Origin of the sequence: Pseudarthrobacter cremeus (genome assembly GCF_051857465.1) — a bacterium.
GTDB lineage: Bacteria > Actinomycetota > Actinomycetes > Actinomycetales > Micrococcaceae > Arthrobacter.
Genome location: NZ_JBPZHC010000001.1, coordinates 470821 through 491506, shown reverse-complemented (window position 1 = coordinate 491506; position 20686 = coordinate 470821). Strand labels below are relative to the sequence as shown.

At 66.4% G+C, this 20686-nt stretch carries 23 protein-coding genes and 1 riboswitch; of the genes, 15 read left to right on the top strand and 8 right to left on the bottom strand.

Translation table 11 applies throughout. The features are described 5' to 3' along the window. The first annotated feature begins 4 nt into the window (after positions 1 to 4). Positions 5 to 220, top strand: a complete 216-nt coding sequence (locus ACS5PJ_RS02165) for a hypothetical protein (RefSeq protein ID WP_439433276.1) — start codon at positions 5 to 7, stop codon at positions 218 to 220. A gap of 19 nt (positions 221 to 239) precedes the next feature. Continuing rightward, positions 240 to 590: a hypothetical protein gene (locus ACS5PJ_RS02160; RefSeq protein ID WP_439433275.1), complete on the top strand. Its 351-nt coding sequence runs from the start codon at positions 240 to 242 to the stop codon at positions 588 to 590. Positions 591 to 636: 46 nt separating this feature from the next. Here ACS5PJ_RS02160 and ACS5PJ_RS02155 read toward each other — a convergent pair whose 3' ends face one another. Genes ACS5PJ_RS02155 through ACS5PJ_RS02145 form a run of 3 tightly spaced genes read right to left on the bottom strand, consistent with a single transcriptional unit; the run spans position 637 to position 2823 of the window. Further along, positions 637 to 828, bottom strand: a complete 192-nt coding sequence (locus ACS5PJ_RS02155) for a hypothetical protein (RefSeq protein ID WP_439433274.1) — start codon at positions 826 to 828, stop codon at positions 637 to 639. Next, complete coding sequence (locus ACS5PJ_RS02150; protein ID WP_439433273.1) at positions 825 to 1445, bottom strand: hypothetical protein; 621 nt, start codon at positions 1443 to 1445, stop codon at positions 825 to 827. The genes ACS5PJ_RS02155 and ACS5PJ_RS02150 overlap by 4 nt, the downstream gene beginning before the upstream one ends. A 19-nt stretch (positions 1446 to 1464) precedes the next feature. Further along, a complete protein-coding gene (locus ACS5PJ_RS02145; RefSeq protein ID WP_439433272.1) occupies positions 1465 to 2823 on the bottom strand; it encodes a wax ester/triacylglycerol synthase domain-containing protein in 1359 nt (452 codons plus the stop codon). 198 nt (positions 2824 to 3021) lie between these two features. Between ACS5PJ_RS02145 and ACS5PJ_RS02140 the strand changes: the two genes are divergently transcribed. The 3 genes from ACS5PJ_RS02140 to ACS5PJ_RS02130 are packed head-to-tail and all read left to right on the top strand — an operon-like array spanning position 3022 to position 6066. After that, entirely contained in the window at positions 3022 to 4254 is a 1233-nt protein-coding gene (locus tag ACS5PJ_RS02140) for an amidase family protein (RefSeq protein ID WP_439433271.1), read from the top strand. Continuing rightward, positions 4161 to 4433: an amidase family protein gene (locus ACS5PJ_RS02135; protein WP_439433557.1), complete on the top strand. Its 273-nt coding sequence runs from the start codon at positions 4161 to 4163 to the stop codon at positions 4431 to 4433. The genes ACS5PJ_RS02140 and ACS5PJ_RS02135 overlap by 94 nt, the downstream gene beginning before the upstream one ends. 43 nt (positions 4434 to 4476) lie before the next feature. Next, positions 4477 to 6066: a serine hydrolase domain-containing protein gene (locus ACS5PJ_RS02130; protein WP_439433270.1), complete on the top strand. Its 1590-nt coding sequence runs from the start codon at positions 4477 to 4479 to the stop codon at positions 6064 to 6066. Here the strand turns inward: ACS5PJ_RS02130 and ACS5PJ_RS02125 are convergent. Then, positions 5978 to 6508: a MarR family winged helix-turn-helix transcriptional regulator gene (locus ACS5PJ_RS02125; RefSeq protein WP_439433269.1), complete on the bottom strand. Its 531-nt coding sequence runs from the start codon at positions 6506 to 6508 to the stop codon at positions 5978 to 5980. The genes ACS5PJ_RS02130 and ACS5PJ_RS02125 overlap by 89 nt on opposite strands. Before the next feature lie 190 nt (positions 6509 to 6698). On the opposite strand from ACS5PJ_RS02125, the gene ribA reads away from it, so the two are divergent. From ribA to ACS5PJ_RS02110, 3 genes are all read left to right on the top strand, one after another. Beyond that, entirely contained in the window at positions 6699 to 8573 is a 1875-nt protein-coding gene (gene ribA, locus ACS5PJ_RS02120; protein ID WP_439433268.1) for a GTP cyclohydrolase II RibA, read from the top strand. Positions 8574 to 8685: 112 nt separating this feature from the next. Continuing rightward, complete coding sequence (locus ACS5PJ_RS02115; protein WP_439433267.1) at positions 8686 to 9663, top strand: dienelactone hydrolase family protein; 978 nt, start codon at positions 8686 to 8688, stop codon at positions 9661 to 9663. A gap of 97 nt (positions 9664 to 9760) precedes the next feature. Further along, positions 9761 to 11224 carry a protein adenylyltransferase SelO gene (locus tag ACS5PJ_RS02110; protein ID WP_439433266.1) on the top strand — a complete coding sequence of 488 codons (1464 nt, stop codon included), beginning with the start codon at positions 9761 to 9763 and terminating at the stop codon, positions 11222 to 11224. Positions 11225 to 11292: 68 nt separating this feature from the next. On the opposite strand, the gene ACS5PJ_RS02105 is transcribed toward ACS5PJ_RS02110, so the two are convergent. Beyond that, complete coding sequence (locus tag ACS5PJ_RS02105) at positions 11293 to 12135, bottom strand: LysM peptidoglycan-binding domain-containing protein (protein WP_439433265.1); 843 nt, start codon at positions 12133 to 12135, stop codon at positions 11293 to 11295. A gap of 3 nt (positions 12136 to 12138) precedes the next feature. Beyond that, positions 12139 to 12311: riboswitch (cyclic di-AMP (ydaO/yuaA leader) on the bottom strand. 213 nt (positions 12312 to 12524) lie between these two features. Between ACS5PJ_RS02105 and ACS5PJ_RS02100 the strand changes: the two genes are divergently transcribed. The 4 genes from ACS5PJ_RS02100 (at position 12525) to ACS5PJ_RS02085 (ending at position 15330) form a co-directional block, all read left to right on the top strand. Continuing rightward, positions 12525 to 13850 carry an aggregation-promoting factor C-terminal-like domain-containing protein gene (locus ACS5PJ_RS02100; RefSeq protein WP_439433264.1) on the top strand — a complete coding sequence of 442 codons (1326 nt, stop codon included), beginning with the start codon at positions 12525 to 12527 and terminating at the stop codon, positions 13848 to 13850. 90 nt (positions 13851 to 13940) lie between these two features. Continuing rightward, positions 13941 to 14303 carry a TraR/DksA family transcriptional regulator gene (locus ACS5PJ_RS02095; protein WP_439433263.1) on the top strand — a complete coding sequence of 121 codons (363 nt, stop codon included), beginning with the start codon at positions 13941 to 13943 and terminating at the stop codon, positions 14301 to 14303. Between the two features lie 3 nt (positions 14304 to 14306). Next, positions 14307 to 14834: a DNA alkylation repair protein gene (locus ACS5PJ_RS02090; protein ID WP_439433262.1), complete on the top strand. Its 528-nt coding sequence runs from the start codon at positions 14307 to 14309 to the stop codon at positions 14832 to 14834. Between the two features lie 55 nt (positions 14835 to 14889). Continuing rightward, the gene (locus ACS5PJ_RS02085; RefSeq protein WP_439433261.1) at positions 14890 to 15330 is read left to right on the top strand and encodes a DUF1810 domain-containing protein; all 441 of its coding nucleotides are present in this window, start codon (positions 14890 to 14892) and stop codon (positions 15328 to 15330) included. A gap of 82 nt (positions 15331 to 15412) precedes the next feature. Here the strand turns inward: ACS5PJ_RS02085 and ACS5PJ_RS02080 are convergent, their stop codons facing one another. After that, a complete protein-coding gene (locus ACS5PJ_RS02080; protein ID WP_439433260.1) occupies positions 15413 to 16306 on the bottom strand; it encodes a glucose 1-dehydrogenase in 894 nt (297 codons plus the stop codon). A gap of 188 nt (positions 16307 to 16494) precedes the next feature. Between ACS5PJ_RS02080 and ACS5PJ_RS02075 the strand changes: the two genes are divergently transcribed. Further along, on the top strand, positions 16495 to 16686 hold the full coding sequence (locus ACS5PJ_RS02075) for a DUF1918 domain-containing protein (RefSeq protein ID WP_439433259.1): 192 nt from the start codon (positions 16495 to 16497) through the stop codon (positions 16684 to 16686). Between the two features lie 57 nt (positions 16687 to 16743). Next, a complete protein-coding gene (locus tag ACS5PJ_RS02070; protein WP_439433258.1) occupies positions 16744 to 17280 on the top strand; it encodes an NUDIX domain-containing protein in 537 nt (178 codons plus the stop codon). On the opposite strand, the gene ACS5PJ_RS02065 is transcribed toward ACS5PJ_RS02070, so the two are convergent. Further along, positions 17274 to 17951 (bottom strand): endonuclease/exonuclease/phosphatase family protein, encoded by a 678-nt coding sequence (locus ACS5PJ_RS02065; RefSeq protein WP_439433257.1) that lies wholly within the window; start codon positions 17949 to 17951, stop codon positions 17274 to 17276. The genes ACS5PJ_RS02070 and ACS5PJ_RS02065 overlap by 7 nt on opposite strands. 156 nt (positions 17952 to 18107) lie before the next feature. Between ACS5PJ_RS02065 and ACS5PJ_RS02060 the strand changes: the two genes are divergently transcribed. Beyond that, positions 18108 to 18911: a thioesterase family protein gene (locus ACS5PJ_RS02060; protein ID WP_439433256.1), complete on the top strand. Its 804-nt coding sequence runs from the start codon at positions 18108 to 18110 to the stop codon at positions 18909 to 18911. Positions 18912 to 18973: 62 nt separating this feature from the next. Here ACS5PJ_RS02060 and ACS5PJ_RS02055 read toward each other — a convergent pair whose 3' ends face one another. Continuing rightward, entirely contained in the window at positions 18974 to 20668 is a 1695-nt protein-coding gene (locus tag ACS5PJ_RS02055; protein WP_439433255.1) for a SulP family inorganic anion transporter, read from the bottom strand. Positions 20669 to 20686: the final 18 nt, after the last annotated feature.

Genomic DNA, 20686 nt, shown 5'->3' with positions numbered 1-20686 from the left:
TCAGATGGACACCGGAACGGTCAGCGCGCTGGTCGGCGGGTACTTTGCCGCCGTTGTTACTGTGTTTTTCCTGTACTCTCCGGTCCTGCTTCTCTTCGTTGGTTTGCTGATCACGGCAGGCGTGGTGCAACTGCTGGCCTGGCCGTTCCTCATTCTGTTCCGCAAGCTTCACCGGCATCGTCCAGAGCCCCCGTCGGACGGATCCTGGCTCCTGCACTGATCACGGGAAGGGGAGTGGCATGACGTGGATAGTGGTGCTTTTCCTCGTGGCCCATGGGCTGGTTCACCTGGGGATGTGGTGTACACCCTTTGACCCGGCGAAGGCTCCCTTCGATCCACACCGTTCATGGATCGCTGTCCGGCTGGGCCGGGAAGAATTGGCCCGGGGCTTCAGGGTGGCCTTCGCGGTGGGTGCCGCCGTTGCATTTGTTGCCGCCGGCATAGCGGTGATGGCCGGTGCGTCCTGGGCGCCCGCAGCCGCAATCACAGGTGCGGTCATATCACTGGTGCTCACCGCACTCTACTTCCACCGGTGGCTGATGTTGAATCTCCTGATCAACGCCGTCATCATCGCCGTGGCGCTGCAGTGAAGCGGCGGAGCGCGGCCAATGACCTGCCCGCCAGGTACCGGGCTGTTTAAATGGGTTCCTTGGCTAAGGCCTTGGTCTTGGCGGGCGTTTCGCGCCCGAGACGCTCATCAAGGGTGACCCGCAGCCTCGCAGCCGCGACTTGAACGCGGTGCTCGGCCGGGGAGGCCTTCTTGGCCGGCGCCGGGGAGGCGCTACGGGGCGTTTGGACGAAGCGGTGTTCAGATGTGCCTGCACTCACGGTCCGACCTCCTTGGCCTCGTCCTCTTGTGTTGTTCCATTCTCGCCCATGAACCCGCCGGAGTCCACGGCATCGGCGGGGGGCCCGCCAGCGGTCATCGCCCCGTCGGGTTCCTTCGCAGCGTCGGGTTCCTTCGCAGCGTCGGGTTCGTTCGCCGCGTAGGGTTCCCCGCCGTCCGCTTCGACGGCGTCGCCGTTGCCTTCCCCGTTGTCGTCGCCGGAGACGTTCTTCCAGGCAATGTCGAAAAGCTCGAGTTCCTCCTTGCGCGCCAGCTCACTGCGGGCCAGGACGTCCAGTGTCGCCAGCCCCAGGGCCTTGGTTCCTTCATCACCGTCCAGCGCCCGGTCCAAAGCCCACTGGGTGCGCCGCCACCATTCTGCGCGGCTGTCCGCTTCGGTCTTCTGTTGCAGGGCCCGGGCGTCCGCTTCGCGCTTCTGTTCCAGGGTGGTCTTGTCGGCGGCGGTTCGCTGCTTCAGGGTCCGCCAGTTGATATAGAAGGCGAGGAGAGCCGCGATCAGGACAGCCAGGGGCCCCAGCCCGGCAAGGATCACCCACCAGTCGGCCGGCCCTGAGTGGATGATGACGTCAAGGGGGTTCGGGGAGGGCGTCGGAGTCACGGGACCAGCTTAGGCCGAACTACCCCATGGAACTGTTGGCCAGGAGTGTCCGCAGCTCAGTGTGGGCTGCGGAGGTGAGCACGTTGAGGTCCGGGTAGCCGTCGCCGTCGGCAACCACCATGGCGTTGAACTGGCCGGCGTAGGACAATGCTCCAATGCCGAGGGACACGTTGCCGGTCAGATTTAGCAAGGGGAAGACCTCGAGCAGCCGGGCCCCGGCGAAATAGAGCTGCTGTTGCGGCCCTGGCAGGTCCGCCGTTTCGAGGTTGATCCGTTGGCGGACGATGAGCCGCAGCAGGACTGCACTCACCAGTTTGTTCCGGAAGGTGGTTCCGAGCGAGGGGCGCACCATGGCTTTCGCCCTGGCAGTCTCAGCCGCGATCACCTTGAGTGTCTGCACAGGATCGGCGGGGCTGATCGGGAGCCGGATCACCATCTGGGTAATGAGATTTCCTCTCACATTCGGTGTTCCCCTGGTTCGCAAGGACACCGGCACGTAGACCGGGAGGCTGACGCCCTGGACTTGCTCGCCACGGCTTTGGAGCAGCCCCCGCAATCCGCCGGCGGCGGCCGCGAGGAGTACGTCGTTGACTTTGGCCCCGTTGATTTGAGCGATGCGCCGGACCGGAGCGAGATCTGCGCGGAGCAGTCCGAGCGTGCGATCGGCGCCGACCACCCGGTTGAGGCTTGTGCGGGGTCCAGGCTCTTCGGCGATCAGCTCGCGCAGGGAGGGCCAGGCTGCACGGGCGTTGCGCAGGGCACCCACGGGGTCGGCGATGGCGGCGAGCGCATGCCTGAAGCCGGTGCCGCTTTGCCGGAGGTTGTCGGTGATGAGGTCCCTCGTCGTGGGCCTTGGTGTGGGGTCCCACGGCGGTGGATCAGGTGCTTGAGAATCAGGGGTGACGTCGAGGAAAGCTGCGAGGTCCGCGACTCCTGCGATGCCGTCGGCCACGACGTGGTGCAGCCTGATGAACAGACCGACGCGGGCTTCGGGGAGACCGGGCAGGAACCACATCTCCCATAACGGACGAGTGGGCTCCAGCCGGCAACGGCGCAGGCGTTCGACGGTCCGGAGGAGCCCGGTGTCATCTCCCGGAACGGGAACCTGTGCAACGTTGACGTGATGGCCGATGCTGAACCCGGGATCGTCCACCCAGAGCGGCCCACCGAGGCCCCTTTTGGGCGGAAAGAGAACCTGGCGGAACCGGGGGAGCAGGTGGAGGCGGCGCTCCACCGCCTTCTGGGCAGCGGCAAGGCGGAAGCGCCCGTCGGCCTCAAGGAACGCGCGGCCGTCGATGACTGCCAGCGCGCCGACGTCCTGGGGCCACCGCTCATCGGGCCAGAGCATGAGCCGGTCTTCGGCGGTGATTCTCTCCACGGCTTATCACCTCCCATCCATGGTTGGCGGCCTTGTGCATGGCGGTCCAGAGTCCTTGGACCCGCCCGCCGTTGCGCCTGCCCGCCGCCCCGGGAGCCGGCATGTACAAGCTCCGGGCGGACAGCGATACTGAAGGTCCCACCCCGATTCCCGCGCCGGGAACGAAACGCAACGTTGCTCTCGAGGCAGGTGATGGATATGGCTGTCACGGACTCCGAGCTGTGGCGGATGGGCGCCGGTGAGCTGGCCGGGGCCATCCGGTCAAAGCAGGCATCCAGCCGGGAAGTGGTGGAGTCGCACCTGGGGCGGATTTCGCAGGTTAATCCCGTCATCAATGCAGTGACGGTTGTACTGGCGGATGAGGCATTGGCGGCTGCGGCGGCAGCCGACCAGGCTACCGCGCGCGGGGCGGGGCTGCCCCCGCTGCACGGAGTCCCCTTTACGGTCAAGGCCAACATCGACCTGCTTGGCACACCGACCACCGCGGGACTTAAGGCGTTCACGGGGGCGTACCCGGCCCGGGACGCGCCCCAGGTCCAGCGACTGCGAAGGGCAGGGGCAATCCCGATCGGCCGGACCAACTGTCCCAACCTCGCGGCGCGGTGGCACACCGAAAGTGAGCTCTGGGGAGCCACTGTCAACCCCTGGGACCGTTCTCGAACGCCCGGCGCCTCCAGCGGCGGCGAGGCGGCGGCGCTCGCCACCGGCATGACGCCGCTTGGCCTCGGAAATGACGGCCTTGGCTCGCTCAGGTGGCCGGCACAGTGCTGCGGCGTCGCCGCCCTGAAGCCGTCCCTTGGCCGAATCCCCCATGCCACGGTTGACCCGGCAGTGACGCCGATCGGCGTCCAGCTGACGGATGTGGAAGGGCCCATGGCGCGGCGGATCGCGGACCTCCGGATGGCCTTCGAGATCATGGCAGGGCCCGACTGGCGCGACCCGTGGTCCGTCCCGGCGCCGCTCCGGGGGCCCGAACCCGCCAAACCCATCCACGTGGCACTCGTGCTGGACCCCGGCGGCCACGGAACCGCAAGCCAGGTGCAGGACGGTCTTTCCAAAGCAGCACAGGCGCTCAGCGATGCGGGCTACCTGGTCGAGGAAGTGGAGCCGCCATCAATCGACGAGGCCGCGAAAACTCTGCTCGACATGCTGAACACGGCCGAGGTCCGGGCGATGTGGGACACCATGGGCCCGCTGCTCCCGATGGACACCCAGCGCTTCTTTGCCGCATTCTACGAGGTTGCAGGGCCCTCCGACCCGGTCGCCACGATGAAGAGCTTCATGACGCGGCAGTCGTTGCTGCGCGCCTGGGGGAGTTCCAAACCACTTACCCACTCATCGCCGGACCCGTCTATACCGACGTTCCCTTCGAGGCCGGAACCGATCTTGACGAGGGAAAAGTGGCACAGACCATCAGGGGAATGCGGCTGACAACCGCGGTCAACGCCCTGGGCCTGCCTGCCGTGGCGCTGCCCGCGGGCCTGGAAGACGGCCTGCCGCAGGCGGTTCAGCTGATCGGGCCGCGATTCCGTGAAGACCTGTGCCTGGACGCCGCTGCGGCGATCGAGGAACGGCTCGGGATCCTCACTCCGATCGACCCGCATGGCTGACCGGCCACCCGGAAGAGGACACACCTGGAGGAGTTGAGTTACCGTGACCACCGCCCACGTCACCGGGGATGCCGGGCAGATCGATGAGGTTGCCGTGCGGGTGAAGGTCGCCGAGGTGCTGGGCCGCTGGCCCTCTGCGGGGGTGGCGGTGGCGATTGTCCGGAACGGAACGCCGCCATGGTTCCACGCATACGGCGTCGCAGACGTGGCCACGGGGAAACCGGTGACCGAAGAGACCGTGTTCCGGATCGGCTCGCTGACCAAAACGTTCACCGCTGTCGCGGTCATGCAGCTTTGGGAGCGCGGGCTGATCGACCTGGACGCGCCGGCTAACCACTACCTCACCACCTTCCGGCTGACGCCCGTTCGCCCGGACCTCCAGCCGGCAACAGTCCGGCACCTGCTCACGCACACGTCGGGCGTCGGCTACTGGCGCCGGGTCCCGGACCTGCTCCGGCCCGCCTTCGGCGCCGGCATCAGCGCCACCCGGCTGGTGCCGCTGGCCGACTACTACCGCAGGGGACTGCCGCAGGAGATCCAGCCCGGGACCAAATGGGCCTACAGCAACCACGGCTTCGCAGCGCTGGGCCAGATTGTCGAGGACGTCACGGGCCAGTCGCTGGGAGACTACTTTCGCGGACAGATCTTCGACCCGTTGGGAATGAACCACACGGACCTTGTCCGCTCCGACCGGGTACGGCCCGGGCTGGCAACCGGTTACGTCATTCGCCGCCGGGGGCTCGTCCCGGTGGCCGACTTTGAGGTGCCGACACCCGGGGGAGGAGGCGTGTACTCGACGGCAGCAGACATGGCCCGCTATGTGGCGTCGTTGCTTCAGGGAGGAGCCGCGGAGAGCGGGCCAATCCTGAAGCCTGCGACGGCGGAGATGATGTTCCAGCCACACTTCCAGCCTGACCCCCGCGTGCCGGGAGCGGCGCTGGGATTCAACATCGGTGCGGAAGGGAAGCACCGAACAGTGGGCAAGGACGGCATCTTGTCAGGCTTCCTGGCACATCTGGCCATGGCCCGGGGCGAGGGCGTCGGCGTGGTGGTCCTGACGAACACCGGCGCACTAAGCGGTCAAGGAGCCGCGGCGCCCCTCGGCACTGCACTGCTTCGGCACCTGCTCCGACTTCCCCACGAAGCGCTGCGGACCGACGTGCCGCCGCACGCAGAGGTGTGGGCCGCGCTGTGCGGCTGGTATGCGCCTGCCCCCGGGCCTGTCACCAACCTGTTCAATCGGTTGCTCATGGGTGCCGGCATCGAAGTCATCGTCCACCGCAACCAGCTGATGATGAAACCGCTCACACCCATTCCGGCCACACGCAAAGGGATGCGCCTGCATCCTGACAACGCCGACGATCCGTACGCCTTCCGCATCGACATGTCCGGGCTCGGTCTGGGAACAGTTCCAGTCGTGTTCACCCGTCCCGACGCAGGGAACAGCCAGCTCCTGCTGGACACGATCGCGTTTCAGAAGCGCCCCGACGCGCAGAACCCGAGGCGGTTGGCAACAGGAGCCCTGGCCGCAGGGGCAGCTGCTCTCACGATCCGGCGGGGTCTGCGTCCCTGGCCCAGGATGTGGGGCCCCCGCTCCGAAGGCAGCGGTCCGCGGGGTCGATGGCGCCCATGATCCGTTTTCCGATGCTGCCCAGCTGGCGGGACTGCGCCTTGGTGAGGGGATCGAACACGAGGTTGCGGACGGCCTCCACGTGCCCCGGAGCTGTCCGGACGATTTTCTGCCGGCCCTCGTCGGTGAGGGTGGCCAGCGTGATCCGACCATCGGAAGGGTCGGTGGAACGGCTAACCCAGCCACGCTTCTCCAGACGGCCCACCACCTGGGACAGGCGGGGCAGGCCGGACTCGGTGAATCCGGCAAGGTCGCTCATCCTGCGTGTGCCCGACGGCGCTTCGGACAGTCCGGCAAGAACCATGTATTCGAAGTGGCTCAGCCCGGCATCACGCTGCAGCTGTGCGTCCAATGCGGCGGGGAGCTTTATCATAACGCCCACCAGCGTCAGCCAGACATCGCGTTCATCGTTGCTCAGCCAGCGCGTCTCATCAGCATGATCCATTGGACAAGTATAGGGCATTTACTTCAGGCATGAACTTTTCTGGGCACGAAATCACTTGCGTCATGAACTAATGCCCTGTACGGTTTACTTTAATATTCAAGTAACACCGAAGGTTGGTGCCTTTCTCCCGAACGGCCGGCCTGTGACTTTGGTACCTGCCACCTTTGAACCTGCTTCCCGAGGAGCTGAGATGACCGTTTTGTCCGAGACCATGGTGCGTCCCTATGAACAACCGGCCACCGTTCGCAGCCAGGTCACAGTCCCGCTGCGCTTCCCCGACGGCTTCACTTCCACTGCCGAGGTGATGACGTTCCACGGACTGTCCGACGGTCAGGAGCACCTGCTGCTTGCGCTCGGTGAGTGGGAGCAGACCCTCCTCAACCAGGGACCGGCAGGCAAGGCGCCACTGGTCAGGCTCCACAGCGAGTGCCTCACCGGCGATGTCTTTGGCAGCGAGCGCTGCGACTGCGGGCCACAGCTGCGCGAGGCAGTCGAGGAAATTTCCGCCGTCGGGGGCTTCCTTCTGTACCTCCGGCAGGAAGGGCGCGGGATCGGGCTGTATTCCAAGCTTGACGCTTATGCCTTGCAGGACCAGGGCCTGGATACTTACGAAGCGAATGTAGCGCTGGGCCGCGGCGAGGACGAACGGGATTACAGCGCCGCAGCCCAGATGCTTGGCGCACTCGGCGCGGGCCGCATCAGCCTCCTGACCAACAACCCGGACAAGGCGGGGCAGCTCGCGGCCCTGGGCATCGATGTCGCGGAACAGGTTCCCACCGGGGTCCACCTCTCCGAGGCCAACCACCGCTACCTGGCCGCCAAGCGGAACCACACCGCCCACACCATCGAGCTCCCGGCCGCGGGCTCCCCGGCCAATGCAGCCGCCCGTGCCCATGCTGCCATTCCCACCCACGACGAGCTGCTGGCCCGCGTGGATGCCCTCATTCCCCGGCTCAGGGAGCGCGCTGAGGAGACCGAACGGATCCGGCAGGTTCCGGATGCCACCATGGCGGAGCTGAAGGAAGCGGGTGTGTTCCAGATGCTCGCGCCTCAGGCTGTGGGCGGATTCGGCATGGGCCTGGAAACCTACGTCCAGGTGGTGCGCCGGCTGGCCCAGGGTTGTGTCTCCACCGCATGGAGCGTGGGGCACCTCGTGGAGCACGTCTGGATGCTGGCACGTTGGCCCCAGGAGGCCCAGGACGAAGTCTTCGCCGACGGGCCCGCTCCGTTGGCGGCGGCTACCGGGGCGCCTCCGGGTCAGGCCGCGGAAGTTCCCGGCGGCTACGCCATCTCGGGCCGCTGGAGCTTTGCTTCAGGCGTCATGCACTCCGAATGGGCTCTCCTGGCCGCACAGCATGGCGATGCCCGGATGCAATTCCTGGTTCCGGTGGCTGACCTTGAACTGCTGGACGTTTGGCACACTGCCGGCCTGCGGGGGACAGGAAGCAACGATCTCAGGGCCGAAGGGCTCTTTGTCCCCGCGCACCGGGCGCTTGCCTGGGAGCGCCTGGCTGCAGCGGACAACCCCGGCAGCAGCATTCACCCGGATCCGAACATCCACATCCCCATGGCCACCTTCCTGAACATGGTTGCCCCCGCAGCTGCCCTTGGCGCCGCCGAGCACGCCATCGAGGTGTTCCGCGAGCTGATGATGGTGCGCAAAGTCAAGCAGACAGTGCAGAAGCGGCAGGCGGATTCGCCCCTCGCCCAGGCCCGCTTCACGCAGGCGTACGGCCAGGTTGCCACTGCGCGGTTGCACTGGGACGAAGCCGTCCGGGTGGTGTCCGGCTCCTATGGGCGCAGGCCAGTCACTTTCACGGACGGGGAGCGGGCCCGGTACCGGCTCTCGCTCGGTCTGAGCGGTGCGGCGTCGGCTGAGGCCGTCCGTCTCGTCCTTACCGGGTCAGGCGGCAGCGTTCACCGGCTCTCGCACCCCCTCCAGCGGATACAGCGCGATGTCAACGTCCTGCTTAACCACGCATCGCTGACCATGGATCCGATCCTGGAACAGGCCGGCCGCGGACTCCTGGACCTTGGCTTCACCATCCCGGCTGAACAGTTCTAGGACGCAGCAGTTCCCCGGCAACGCCGGGCTCTGCGGCACACTAACGGCCACCGGCCCTTGCACGACTGCCGGCCTTGGAGGAGGATGTTCGCCTCAGCCGAGGAGGCCAGTGATGATCGAGCTTGGAAAGTTTGAACGGTACCTGATCGAGGAATTCTTCGACGATTACCGGGCCGGGGCGATGTCCCACCGCACGTTCACCCGGCGGGTCGCGTTCATCATGGGAAGCATGGGCGCCGCGTCCACAGCGATGTCGCTTGTGGGCTGCACGCCGGAAGAAGTTCCCTCCAGCGGCGACCCGATGCCGGGCCCCGACCGCCCGTCCTCCTCCGCGGCGGGCAGCACGCCCGGCGGGGGTGCCGTGCCCGGGGCTAAAAGCCCCCTCTCCGTCCCGGAGGGTGCTGCGGGGCTCACGACGGCGACCGTCAGGTTCCCGTCCGCCGGCACCGACATCAGTGGTTACCTCGCCCGGCCGGAATCGGACCAGGCAGGTCCCGCGGTGCTGGTCTGTCACGAGAACCGGGGGCTCACACCCCATATCCAGGACGTTGCACGGCGTTTCGCCAAGGCCGGCTACACCGCTTTGGCCCTGGACCTGTTGAGCAGGGAGGGAGGCACCGCAAGCCTTGATGCCGACGCAGTATCAGGAGCCCTCACCCGCGCCGGAGCCCAACGCCACGTCGCTGACTTCGCGGCCGCCTTTGAGTACCTTCAGGCCCAGGACTTTGTGGACCCGGACCGCATTTGCATGAACGGATACTGCTTCGGCGGCGGCATCACCTGGCAGGCGGCAACCGAGTTGTCCGGCCTGAAAGCCACTGCTGCGTTCTATGGGCCTGCCCCGGACCTGAACAAGGTTCCCTCGATCAAGGCCGCGGTGTTCGGCATCTACGCTGAACTCGACCAGCGGATCACCGGGGCAATGCCCGCCCTCCGCGATGCTCTGGCAGCCAGCAACATCACCCATCAGGTCACCGTGTATCCCGGCGTCGACCACGCCTTCCACAACGACACCAGCGAGCGATACAACCAGGCGCAGGCCACCGCAGCCTGGAACGACACGCTGTCCTGGTTCAAGCAGCACGTCTGAGCGTTGGCTGCACATCGCTGTCGCGGGAAGAACGGCAACCGGGGTTGCCTGCCTGATTCGCCTCAGTGGGTGAATGTCCCGCGGGTAGTCTTGAACCATGAGAGCCGTAGCCGAAACCACGCTCACCTTCGAGGGCCGCTTCGCCAGTGAGTTCGAGGAGCTGGCGGTTCCCTGGAAGGCGGCGGAGGCCCCGGACCCGCAACTGCTGGCCCTGAATGAGGGAATGGCCTTGGAACTGGGCCTGAATCCGGCTGATCTGCGGACGCCCGAAGGGATACGCCTGCTGATCGGCAACCTGATCCCTAAAGGTGCCACGCCGGTTGCCCAGGCCTACGCCGGCCACCAGTTCGGCGGCTATTCGCCGATTCTGGGTGACGGACGGGCCCTGCTCCTCGGGGAGGTCACGGACGTCAACGGGCGGCTCCGCGATGTCCATCTCAAAGGCTCCGGCCGCACACCGTTTGCCCGTGCCGGGGATGGCTTCGCCGTCGTCGGTCCGATGCTGCGGGAGTACCTCGTCAGTGAATCCATGCACGCGATGGGCATCCCCACCACACGGTCCCTCGCGGTCGTAGGGACCGGACAGCCGGTCCGCCGCGAAACAATGCTGCCCGGCGCTGTGCTCACCCGGGTCGCGGACAGCCACCTGCGGGTGGGGAGTTTTCAGTTTGCCAGGGTCAACGGAGACACTGAGCTCCTCCGCCGCCTGGCGGACCATGCGATCAGCCGCCATTACCCTGCCGCGGCGGCGGCCCCGCAACCATATGTGGCGTTTTTCGATGCGGTGATAGCGGCCCAGGCGTCGCTGGTTGCCCGGTGGATGCTGGTGGGGTTCGTTCACGGCGTGATGAATACGGACAACATGGCAATCTCAGGCGAAACCATCGACTACGGCCCCTGCGCGTTCATGGACGCGTTCAACCCGGGCGCCGTCTACAGTTCGATCGATGAGGGCGGACGCTATGCCTACGCCAACCAGCCTCTCATCGCCGAATGGAATCTCACCAGGCTCGCCGAGGCGTTGCTGCCCCTGCTCCATGAGGACCAGGAGCAGGCTGTTGCGCTCGCCGTGGAGTCCCTCGGTGCCTTCCGCACGCAGTACAGCGCCGCGTGGTTGTCCGGGATGAAGGCCAAGCTCGGGCTGGGGGCGGGAGCAACCGAGGATATCGCGGCGCCGCTGGCGGACGACCTGCTGGCTCTGCTGCAGCAAGGGGAAGTGGACTACACCTCGTTTTTCCGCGGCCTCGGCTCAGCAGCCGGCGGAGCCACGGCAACGGTCCGGGCCCTCTTCGTGGATCCGGAGGCGTTCGAAGCATGGGCTGAACGCTGGCGGGCCCTGATGCCTGATGCGGAGGCCATGGACCGGGTCAACCCCGTGTACATCCCGCGGAACCATCTTGTTGAGGAGGCCCTTGCCGCGGCTACAGCCGGCGACCTGGGCCCGTTCAACCGTCTGGTGGATGTGCTGGCCGATCCTTACACGGAGCGGCCGGGCCAGGAACGCTATGCGGCCCCCGCCCCGGATGACTTCGGGAGCTACCGGACCTTCTGCGGGACCTGAGCATTGAATGGACGGACGACGGCGGCGGGTTGCTTGAGGCGGCCCGCCGCCGTCCGTTCCAGCCGGGATCACCCTACGCGGACGAAAGATGCTCCCGTAAGCCAGCTGATGGAGTGGACTTCGGTCTTGTAACCGTCCACGCCGCCGCTGACAACCTGGCCGTTGCCGGCATAGACGCCCACGTGGCCGGCAGTGATAACGAGGTCACCGGCGGCCGGGGTACCCACCACGCTGCCGTACTGGAAGAACTGGACGGGCGCCAGGTCCCCCACACTCTTGCCGACCGAGCGCAAAGCCTTCTCCACCATTGCGGTGCAGTCCTGCTGGATTCCCAGCTGGGAGTAGGCGGATGCCAGGATCGCCGGGCCGGCGGCGCCGGAAGGAGCCGGCGCCGCCTGGGCCGTTGTGGAAGCCAACCGGACCCCGGTGTTGGTCGGCGCTGCAGGGGCCGCAGCAGCCCTGGGAGCCGGAGCAGCGTAGCCGGCGCCCGGGATGCTGATCTGGTTGCCGGGGTAGATGATCGAGTCCATCGACAGGCCGTTGGCGGCCAGGACGTCTCCGAGGGCAACGCCGTAGGCGGCCGAAATGGCACCGAGCGTGTCACCCGAAACGACGGTGTGGACGTTGCCCGCTGCAGCGGGGGCAGCAGCGGCAACCGGGGCGGCTACCGGGGCAGCCGCCGGCGCGCTGGCCTGTCCCTGGATGTTGGCGGTTCCGGAGTTTTCCGGGCCATGGACACCGGCCTGGGCAGCAGTGCCGGCACTGAAAAGCATGCCTGAGGCGGCCACGGCCACAAGGGCCGGCCTGCCGATGGTGCGGGCGTGCGCCTTGGCTGCTGAGGACAGGCCAGTAAGCACAATGGAGCGGGCTGGAACGGCGCGGTGGCGTGCGGAAGCTGTGTTCTTTGACATGGTTGATCGCCTCTCCCATGCCTGCGGGGTGAGCTGTCGGGTTCGGGTCGGAGTCACCCGGCCGGCAACGCCTCCGCACGGGACGGAGTGTTGACGACTTAACCCCAAGACTTCCTGCGAAGCCGTGGAAATGTGGTTCCCCCGTCCCTGCCAGTTGAATGCGGCTGGGGTCCCGGGTCAGCGGCAGGGCTCGGCATACTGACGGGAATGTCCCGGCTTAAACCGGGGCACCGGACGACCATAACTTCTGTTCTGCGGCAATGTCACATTCCGGTAACGGAATGTAAGCGGTAGCGGTGCCTCGCTTTTGCTCCTGCGTGAACACCTGACGGTAACGATGTTGCAGGTCAGGGGCGCAATGGCGTATATGCCCGGTAGGCTCACAAACTATGTCGCGTTTTTTTCAAAAAGTGGGGCCGTCTGTCTCTGCCGCTGCTCTGGCGATGGCCTTTGCCGCCTCGTTATCGATGCTCCCCGCACACGCCGGTGACGACGCGCCCCCGGGCGGCTACCCGTCATGGCAGGACGTTCAGGATGCCAGGCAAAGTGAGGCCGGCAAAGCCGCAGAGGTCACCAGGATCAACGACCTTTTGGGCGGACTCCAGGCGCGGGCTGAAGAGCTGGGAAGCGCCGCGGTTACCTCTGCCGCCGAGTACGCGGTTGCCGATGCGGCCCTTCGGGACGCTACCGCCAGGCTGGATACCCTCGCCGCCCGGACGGCGCGCGCAACCGCTGACCTGGAACAGCACAAGAGGGAGATCGGAGCATTGGCTGCCCAGTCGTACAAGACCGGCGGCACCAATATGGGCTTCTTCGTAGCCCTGGATGCCGTGCAGACCAACAGCATCCAAGGCCTCAACATCGTCCAGATCGTCAGTGACAAAACAGCCGCACTGGTGAGCAAGGCCGCGGCGGCCGAACGGGTGTCCCATTCGCTGACCGACCAGGAGAAGGTGGCAAGGGCGGAGCGTGAGCGGCTGTCGGCCGAAGCGAAGGGCAAGCTGGAAACCGCCCAGGCGGCTCAGCAGGCCATGTCCCGCCAGATTACCGAGCAACAGGAGCATGGCGGGGAGCTCACTGCACAGCTTGCATCCCTCAAGGGCACCACCGCCGCGGTGGAAGGGGAATTCAGGCAGGGTCAGGCCGCCCAGGCCGCCTACGAAACGGCCCAGGCCGCCAAGCGCGCGGCGGCTGCAGAGCAGGCACGCCGGCAGGAAGAGGCGGCTGCCAAGGCAGCGGCCCTTGCTGCCGCGCAGAAACCGGTGAACCCGCCACCCGCGGCACCTGCCGCGCCGCCGGCCGCCGCACCCGCCGCACCACCGGCGGCCGCACCGGCACCAGTCCCGGGCCCGACGCCGGCCCCGCCACCGGTCGTCGTCGTACCTTCTGTCCCCGGCGGCGCGGTCAACGACCCGGCGGGGGCGAAGAGCTATGCGTCCGGGCGGCTTTCGGCGTTCGGGTGGGGTCAGGACCAGTTCCAGTGCCTGGCCCAGCTGTGGACCAAGGAATCCAATTGGCTGACCACGGCCACCAATCCCTATTCGGGCGCTTACGGCATAGCCCAGGCTTTGCCACCGGGAAAATACAGCTCTGCAGGGAGCGACTGGCTCACCAGCTACAGGACGCAGGTGGAGTGGGGCCTCGCCTATATCGCGGACAGGTACGGGTCACCGTGCGGTGCCTGGAACCACTCCGTTGCCAACAACTGGTACTGACCTGTCCGGACCCACAGTCCCGGCAGTTGGTGTCTGCCGTTCAGGCGCGACTGCCGAGCCGGTTGTGCATGGCCCGGCTAGGCTTTCCCCATGGCTGACTTCGAAAAGTTCCGGGTTCTCCTGGAGGAAGAACGTGCCCGGAAGCTTGCCCTGCTGCCGGCGCTGCGCGCAGACATTTCCTCAGCCAATGCCGCCCGGCAGGATTCCAATGTGGACGACGAGCACGACCCCGAGGGCGCCACGATCGCTTTCGAACTGTCCCAGGCATCGGCACTGCTGAACCAAAGCACCTCCGGGCTCGCCGACGTGGAGGCCGCCCTCCAGCGGATCCTGGAAGGAACGTACGGCACGTGCGCGGTCTGCGGCCGGCCCATCGCCGAGGGGCGCCTTGAGGCCCGGCCCTGGACGCCGTTCTGCATCAACCATGCCGCCACCGGGCGTCACGGACGGTAAGCCATGAACCAGAGGGTGCAGGATGCCGCCGCTTTCATCGACGCCACGCTGCAGAACGAGGGTTCGTGGTACCGGGCCGACAACGTCGAATCAAGGGTCGGCGCGGCGCTGTCGTCCTACGGGGCTTCGGTGGGAGCCATCCGCGGGACAGTCCGGGATGCAGGCCGGAAGTTCAGGGACCTGGACCACGACGAAGTGACGGCCCTGGCTTCGGTCCTTTGGGGCCAGCCAGGCCCCGGCCGACGGCCGGTTTTTGAACGCCGCCTGGCGGCAGTGGTGCTCTTGCAGTCGCGGGCTGTCCTGCTGCGGCATACTGATCTGACGCGGGTCGAGGGTTTCATCCGCACCGCCCACGCGGATGATCTGGTGGCCCCGCTCATTGCGGACGTTGTCCTCCCGCTGTTGGCCGCACTGAAGGGAAGGGACCGGCAGCGCGCGGAGACGGTCATCGGCCGGTGGAGCCAGGACCCGGACGGGCGGGTCAGCCACGCCGCGTCATTGACAACCGGGATCACCGCGGGGACCGCCTAGGTCAGCCCGAACCGAACAAAATACAGCCCGAACCGCTTTAAAGCAGGAGACATACATGAGTGATACCTACGACCTGGAACGCTTTGTTGAAGCCCAGGACAACTCGGGGACCTACGGCCAGGCGCTGGCAGAGCTGCAGCTCGGAAAGAAGACGGGCCACTGGATGTGGTTCATCTTTCCCCAGTACGCCGGGCTGGGCAGCAGCCCGACGTCGGTCAGGTACGCCATTGCCTCGCTGCCGGAAGCGCAGGCCTACCTCAAGCACGAGGTCCTTGGGCCGCGGCTCCTGGAGTGCGCGGCAGCGATCGCCACCCACGCCGGCCGTTCCGCTACGGATATCCTGGGCGGCATCGATGCCAGGAAGCTGCACTCCTCGATGACATTGTTCCTTCGCGCCGCGCCCGGTGAGACTGTCTTCAAGACTGTGCTGGCGCAGTTTTTCGACGGCGAGCCTGATCCGGCCACCGATGCGCTGCTCGCTGGGGACCGTGACTGACGCGGGCCGCTAAACAACGGCAGCGGTGCGCCCCGCTGCTGGAGCATGCCGCCGCCGTCGGTCTTTTGTTGCCCTGCCGAACCTAGGGCGAGGGTGTGCCGCCGTTCACGTTCAGCGTCTCGCCCACCACGTAACTGGACTCGGCGGAGGCGAGGAACACGTAGGCCGGGGCGAGCTCGGCAGGCTGGCCGGCGCGGCCCAGGGGAGTGGACTGCCCGAACCCGGGCAGGTCTTCCTTCGGCTGGCCACTGCTTACCTGAAGCGGCGTCCAAACGGGTCCGGGAGCCACAGCATTCACCCGGATGCCCTGGGGCGCAAGCTGCTGGGCCAGGCCTTTGGTGAAGTTGTTGATGGCCGCCTTGGTGGTGGCATAGTCCACCAGTGCGGGAGAATGGTTATAGGCCTGGATGGACGTGGTGTTGATGATGGCTGACCCCGGCGGCAGATGCGGAAGTGCGGCCTTGGTGAGCCAGAACATCGCGTAAACATTGGTCTTCAGTGTGTGGTCGAACTGTTCATCGGTGATGTCCGCAATGGTCTCCTGCGCCACCTGCTTGCCGGCGTTGTTGACCAGGATGTCCACGGCGCCCAGAACGGCGACGGCGGTGTCCACCAGTTCCTGGCACGCCACTTCATCCTTCAGGTCGCCGGGAACTTTGACGGCTTTCCGGCCCGCCGCCTCGATCAGCGCTGCAATGCGCGCTGCATCCTCTTCCTCCTCCGGCAGGTAGGAGAGTACGACGTCGGATCCCTCCCGGGCGAACGCGATTGCCGTCGCAGCCCCGATCCCGGAGTCCGCACCGGTCACGATGGCCTTTCGGCCCTCAAGGCGGCCGGTTCCGCGGTAGGTTTCCTCGCCCAGGTCAGCTTTGGGCCCAAGCTCCGCATCCAGGCCAGGCTCTGGCTGGTGCTGCTCCGGAGGCGATATCTTCTCATAGGCCGTCACGGGGTTCCGGAAGGTGTACTGATCCGTCATGGTGTTCCTCCTGTTGACTGCGAGCTGAAACGGGCAGGCGGTTCGCCCGAACCAAGAAAGCTAAGCATGCTTAGGGTCCCACCCTAGGCAATGAGGAGGGCACCTGCCAACCCCGGCACCAATCGATGCCGGTCACCTCTGTTCCAGCTGTGCTGTCAGTCGTAACCTAGGGCTGGGAGGTGATTGCCATGGAGGCAGCGCAGGGTGACAGGATCATCGTCCATGGGCGGACCGTAGGGGCCTCGGACCGGCACGGGGTGATTATGGAAGTCAGGGGACAGGGAGGCCACCCGCCGTACTTGGTCCGCTTTGACGACGGCCACGAAACCGTGATGTACCCCGGCGGCGACTTCGCCGTCGAGCGCGGGCACGGGAGCTAGGCGGCCGGCGCGCGGCAGTCCGCTGCGTCAGGGGAGGGTACCTGTCAGACTGGAGTCATGGATCATTCCCTGGCTGCCACGTTTACGGGTGCGAACGCCCGCTCAAGGCCCCCGCTGACCGGTCCGCGTGATCCCGGTGACGCGTGGGTGGAAGGTGCCCACGGCAGGTTTTGGGGGAGGTTCGGCGCCGCCGGAGTCCTGGCCTATGACCCGGCCAAGGGCGTCCTCCTTCAGCACCGGGCTCTCTGGAGCCACAACGGGGGGACCTGGGGGCTTCCGGGCGGAGCCCTGCACCAGGGCGAGGACGCCGTCACGGGCGCCCTCCGTGAAGCCTATGAGGAAGCCGCGGTTCCAGCCGCGGATGTCAACGTCCTGTTCAGCGCCGTTCTGGACGTCGGCTACTGGTCCTACACCACTGTTGTGGTGCACGTGGCCAGGCCGTTTGACCCCGTGATCAGCGACCCCGAAAGCCTTGAACTCAGCTGGGTTCCGGTGACAGAGGTGCAGCGCAAGGAACTCCATCCCGGTTTCGCGAAGTCCTGGCCCGGGCTCCGGCCGCGGATGCTGGAACGTGCCGCAGCGCTCCGTCAGTAGTCCTGGCCGTATTCGGCGCTGACCAGAATCGGCAGGTGGTCGGACTTGCCGCGCGGCAGGGTTTCCACGCTCTCGATGTCCAGGCCCAGGGACGTGGCGAAGTCGAAGTGGCCCTTGAAGAGTTTGTAACGGGTGTAGGTGCGGCGGTCACTGAGGGACAGCGCGTATCCCGTTTCCTTCATCTGGGTGTGAAGGTTCTTGGTGAAGAACGGATAATTGAAGTCGCCCACCATCAGCGTCATCAGGCCACTTCCCATGCTGAGCAGTTCGGCGTGGGCGGCGTGGATCTGCTTGCGCCGCAGCGAGTTCGAAGCGGTGAGCGGCGCGGCGTGGAAGGAGCCGATCACCAGTTCGTGCTGGGTTTCGTTGTCTACCACCCGGGTGCCGATCAGCCGTTCGTGGGCCGGCGCCAGCACCCTGTCGTGCATTGATTTCTTCAGGGCGAAGGACTGGGTGTCCAAGGCGGTAAACCGGCTGGTCCGGTAGTAAATGGCGAGTCCCAGCCGGTTGCCCTTGGTGGTGTCCGCAAGGTGCAGCGGGCCAAGGGTTGCCGGCAGGTCGCTCGAATCCACCTCCTGCAGGCAGAGTGCGTCAATGTCGAAATTCCGGGCAAGCGCGAGAAGCTCGCCGCTCGCCTTGTGCTTGCGAAGGTTGTAGCTGATGACGCGCATTCGTGGAACACCTCTTCAGAGGGTTGCTGACAGGACCAGGATTGAGTCTACCTAGGCCGAGTTCCCCTGCGCCCGCATTTCGCGGCTTCCGCCTAAGCCCCGGCCGCACCGGTACAGTTAATCCTCATTCACCCGGTACCACAGGAAGGGCCCATTTTGACCAAGGATCTGCCGGAACTGGCCGACGGTAACTTCTACTACGAAACCCTGGGGGGAGGCCGCTTCCGGTCCACTGTCCACGCTCAGGGCGCCTGGAACGTCCACGAGCAGCACATGGCACCCGCGTCAGGATTGCTTGCCGACAGCCTCGAACGCCATGAACCCCGCACCGGCATGCGGATGGCTCGGCTGAGCTACGAAATCCTGGGGCTGATCCCCGGCGGAGAGTTTCATATCGAGACCACCACCCTCCGCCCGGGCAGGACCATCGAGCTCCTGCAGGCAGAACTTATTGCCGGCACCAGGGTCGCCATCCGGGCCACCGCATGGCGAATGGTCACCAGTGATACCTCGGCAGTGGCCGCCATCGAGGACGCAGCCATACCCGCGCCCGAAGAATGCCAGCCCTACGACGGCCCAAGCGTGTGGCCGGGCGGCTACATCCGGTCCCTCGAGATGCGCGCGGCCGACGGCCACAGGCCCGGGGCCGGCAAGGTATGGCTGCGCACCGGTCACCCCCTGACGGACAAGGCGGACAGCGGTGACCTTGCCCGGCTCATTGGCCTGGTGGACACCGCCAACGGCATCGCGGCCCGGGTCCCACCCGGAAAAGACAGCTACGCGTTTCCCAACCTGGACCTGCAGATCCACATGTACCGCCGGCCGGCGGGCGAATGGCTGGGCCTGGACAATGCGGTGTCGTTCGGTGCTGACGGCATCGGGTTGACCTCCACCGTCCTGCACGACCTGCAGGGCCCCTTCGGGCGTGCCGAACAGATCCTGACACTCCGGAGATCCTGACACTGGGCAGGTCCTGATGCTGGCGGCTCCTGACACTGGGCAGGTCGTGATGCTGGCGGCTCCTAGTCGAGGCCCGCTTCCTTTTTGTAGCTGCGGACCGCGTTGTGGATGGTCGGGTAGAAGTGGTCGGCCGTGAACCGTGCGGCGGCCCCAAAACGGGTCAGCCTGTCCTTGACGGGCCCCTTCATTTCAGCGAAGACCAGGCTGATGCCCTGCTTCGCCAGTTCGTCGTCGAGCTGGACGAGCTCGTCCAGCGCCGTGGTGTCCAGATCCGTAATCGGTTCGGCGGCGACAATGACCCACCGCACCGGCGTCGGGGCGGCGGCCACCAGGGCGCGGATGTGTTCGGTGAAGACCTCGCCGTTGGCAAAAAACAGCGGCGCATCAAAGCGGGCGATGACAAGGCCTTCAACCCGTTGGCCCTCCGGATGCCTGCCAAGGTCGTGGAAACCCGGGACATCGTCCAGGCTCGCCAGCTCGGTCCGGTAGGGATCCCAGGCCCGGCGGACAAAGGCCATCAGTGACAGGCCGATTGCCACGACGATGCCCTCCAGGACCCCGACAAATGCCACACCGAGGAAGGCGGCGATCAGCAGGAGGGTCTCGGTCTTGCTCATCCTGATCAACCGGAAGAGCGCTTTGACGTCCACCAGCGACGACGCAGCCGCCATCACCACCGCGGCAAGGGTGGCAGTGGGCAGGAAGGCTGTCACGCCGGGCGCCGCCACCATGAAAACCACCACGATGGCCGCGGCCACGATGCCGCTGAACTGGGTCCGGGCCCCGGCATCGAGAACGATGGGGGTACGGGAGGAGCTGCCGCAGACGGGAAATCCACCCAGCAGTCCGCTGGCGGCGTTGGCAATCCCCAGGGCCCCCATTTCGTGGTTCCCGTTGACCTTGATCCCGCGGCGCGCGGCGAGGCTCTTGGAAAGCGTCGAGGTGTCGGCAAAGGCGATGAGGGCAATGCCCGCTGCCGGGGCCGCAAGCGACAGGACGTCCTGGAAGCTTATTCCGCCCAGGGCAGGCGATGGCAGACCGGCGGGCAGGGCGCCCACCACCGGAAGTTCGCCGGACAGGTTGAATGCGGCCGCAGCCGCGATGGATGCCGCCACGGCCACCAGCACGCCCGGGATCTTCCATGGCAGAAAACGCATGGCGATTATTGCCCCCAGGGTGCCGGCCCCGAAGGCCAGGGCCACGGGGTTGATCCCGCCGCGTGCGACCGCATCGACGGTGGCTGTGAAACGCCCAACCAAAGAATCGGCGTCGACGGAAATTCCCAGCAGCCGGGGAAGCTGGCTCACCATCACGGTCAGGGCAATGCCGTTCAGGTACCCCACCCGGATCGGACTGGACAGCAGTCCCGTGACGAATCCCAGCTTCAGGATCCGCCCGGCAAGCAGGAACACCCCGATCAGGATGGCCAGCAGCCCGGCCAACGCCACTGCGTGTTCGGGGTCCCGGCCGGCCAGGGGAAGTATTGCCGCGGCAATCATCGGCGCCAGCGACGAGTCCGGGCCCACAATGACCACCCGGGCCGGACCGAACAGGGCGTAGAAGAACATGGGGACCACCGAGGCGTAGAGGCCCGTCACGGCAGGGAGCCCGGACGCTTCCGCGTAGGCCATCCCGGCGGGAATCAGCGCCGCGCTCAGTGCGGCGCCAGCAGCGAGATCGGACTTCAGCCAGGAGCGCCGGTACGTGCGCGCCACGCCTATCGCCGGGACAGCCTTATCGATCCAGTCGCTGCGCAATCCGGGCCTCCGGAGTAG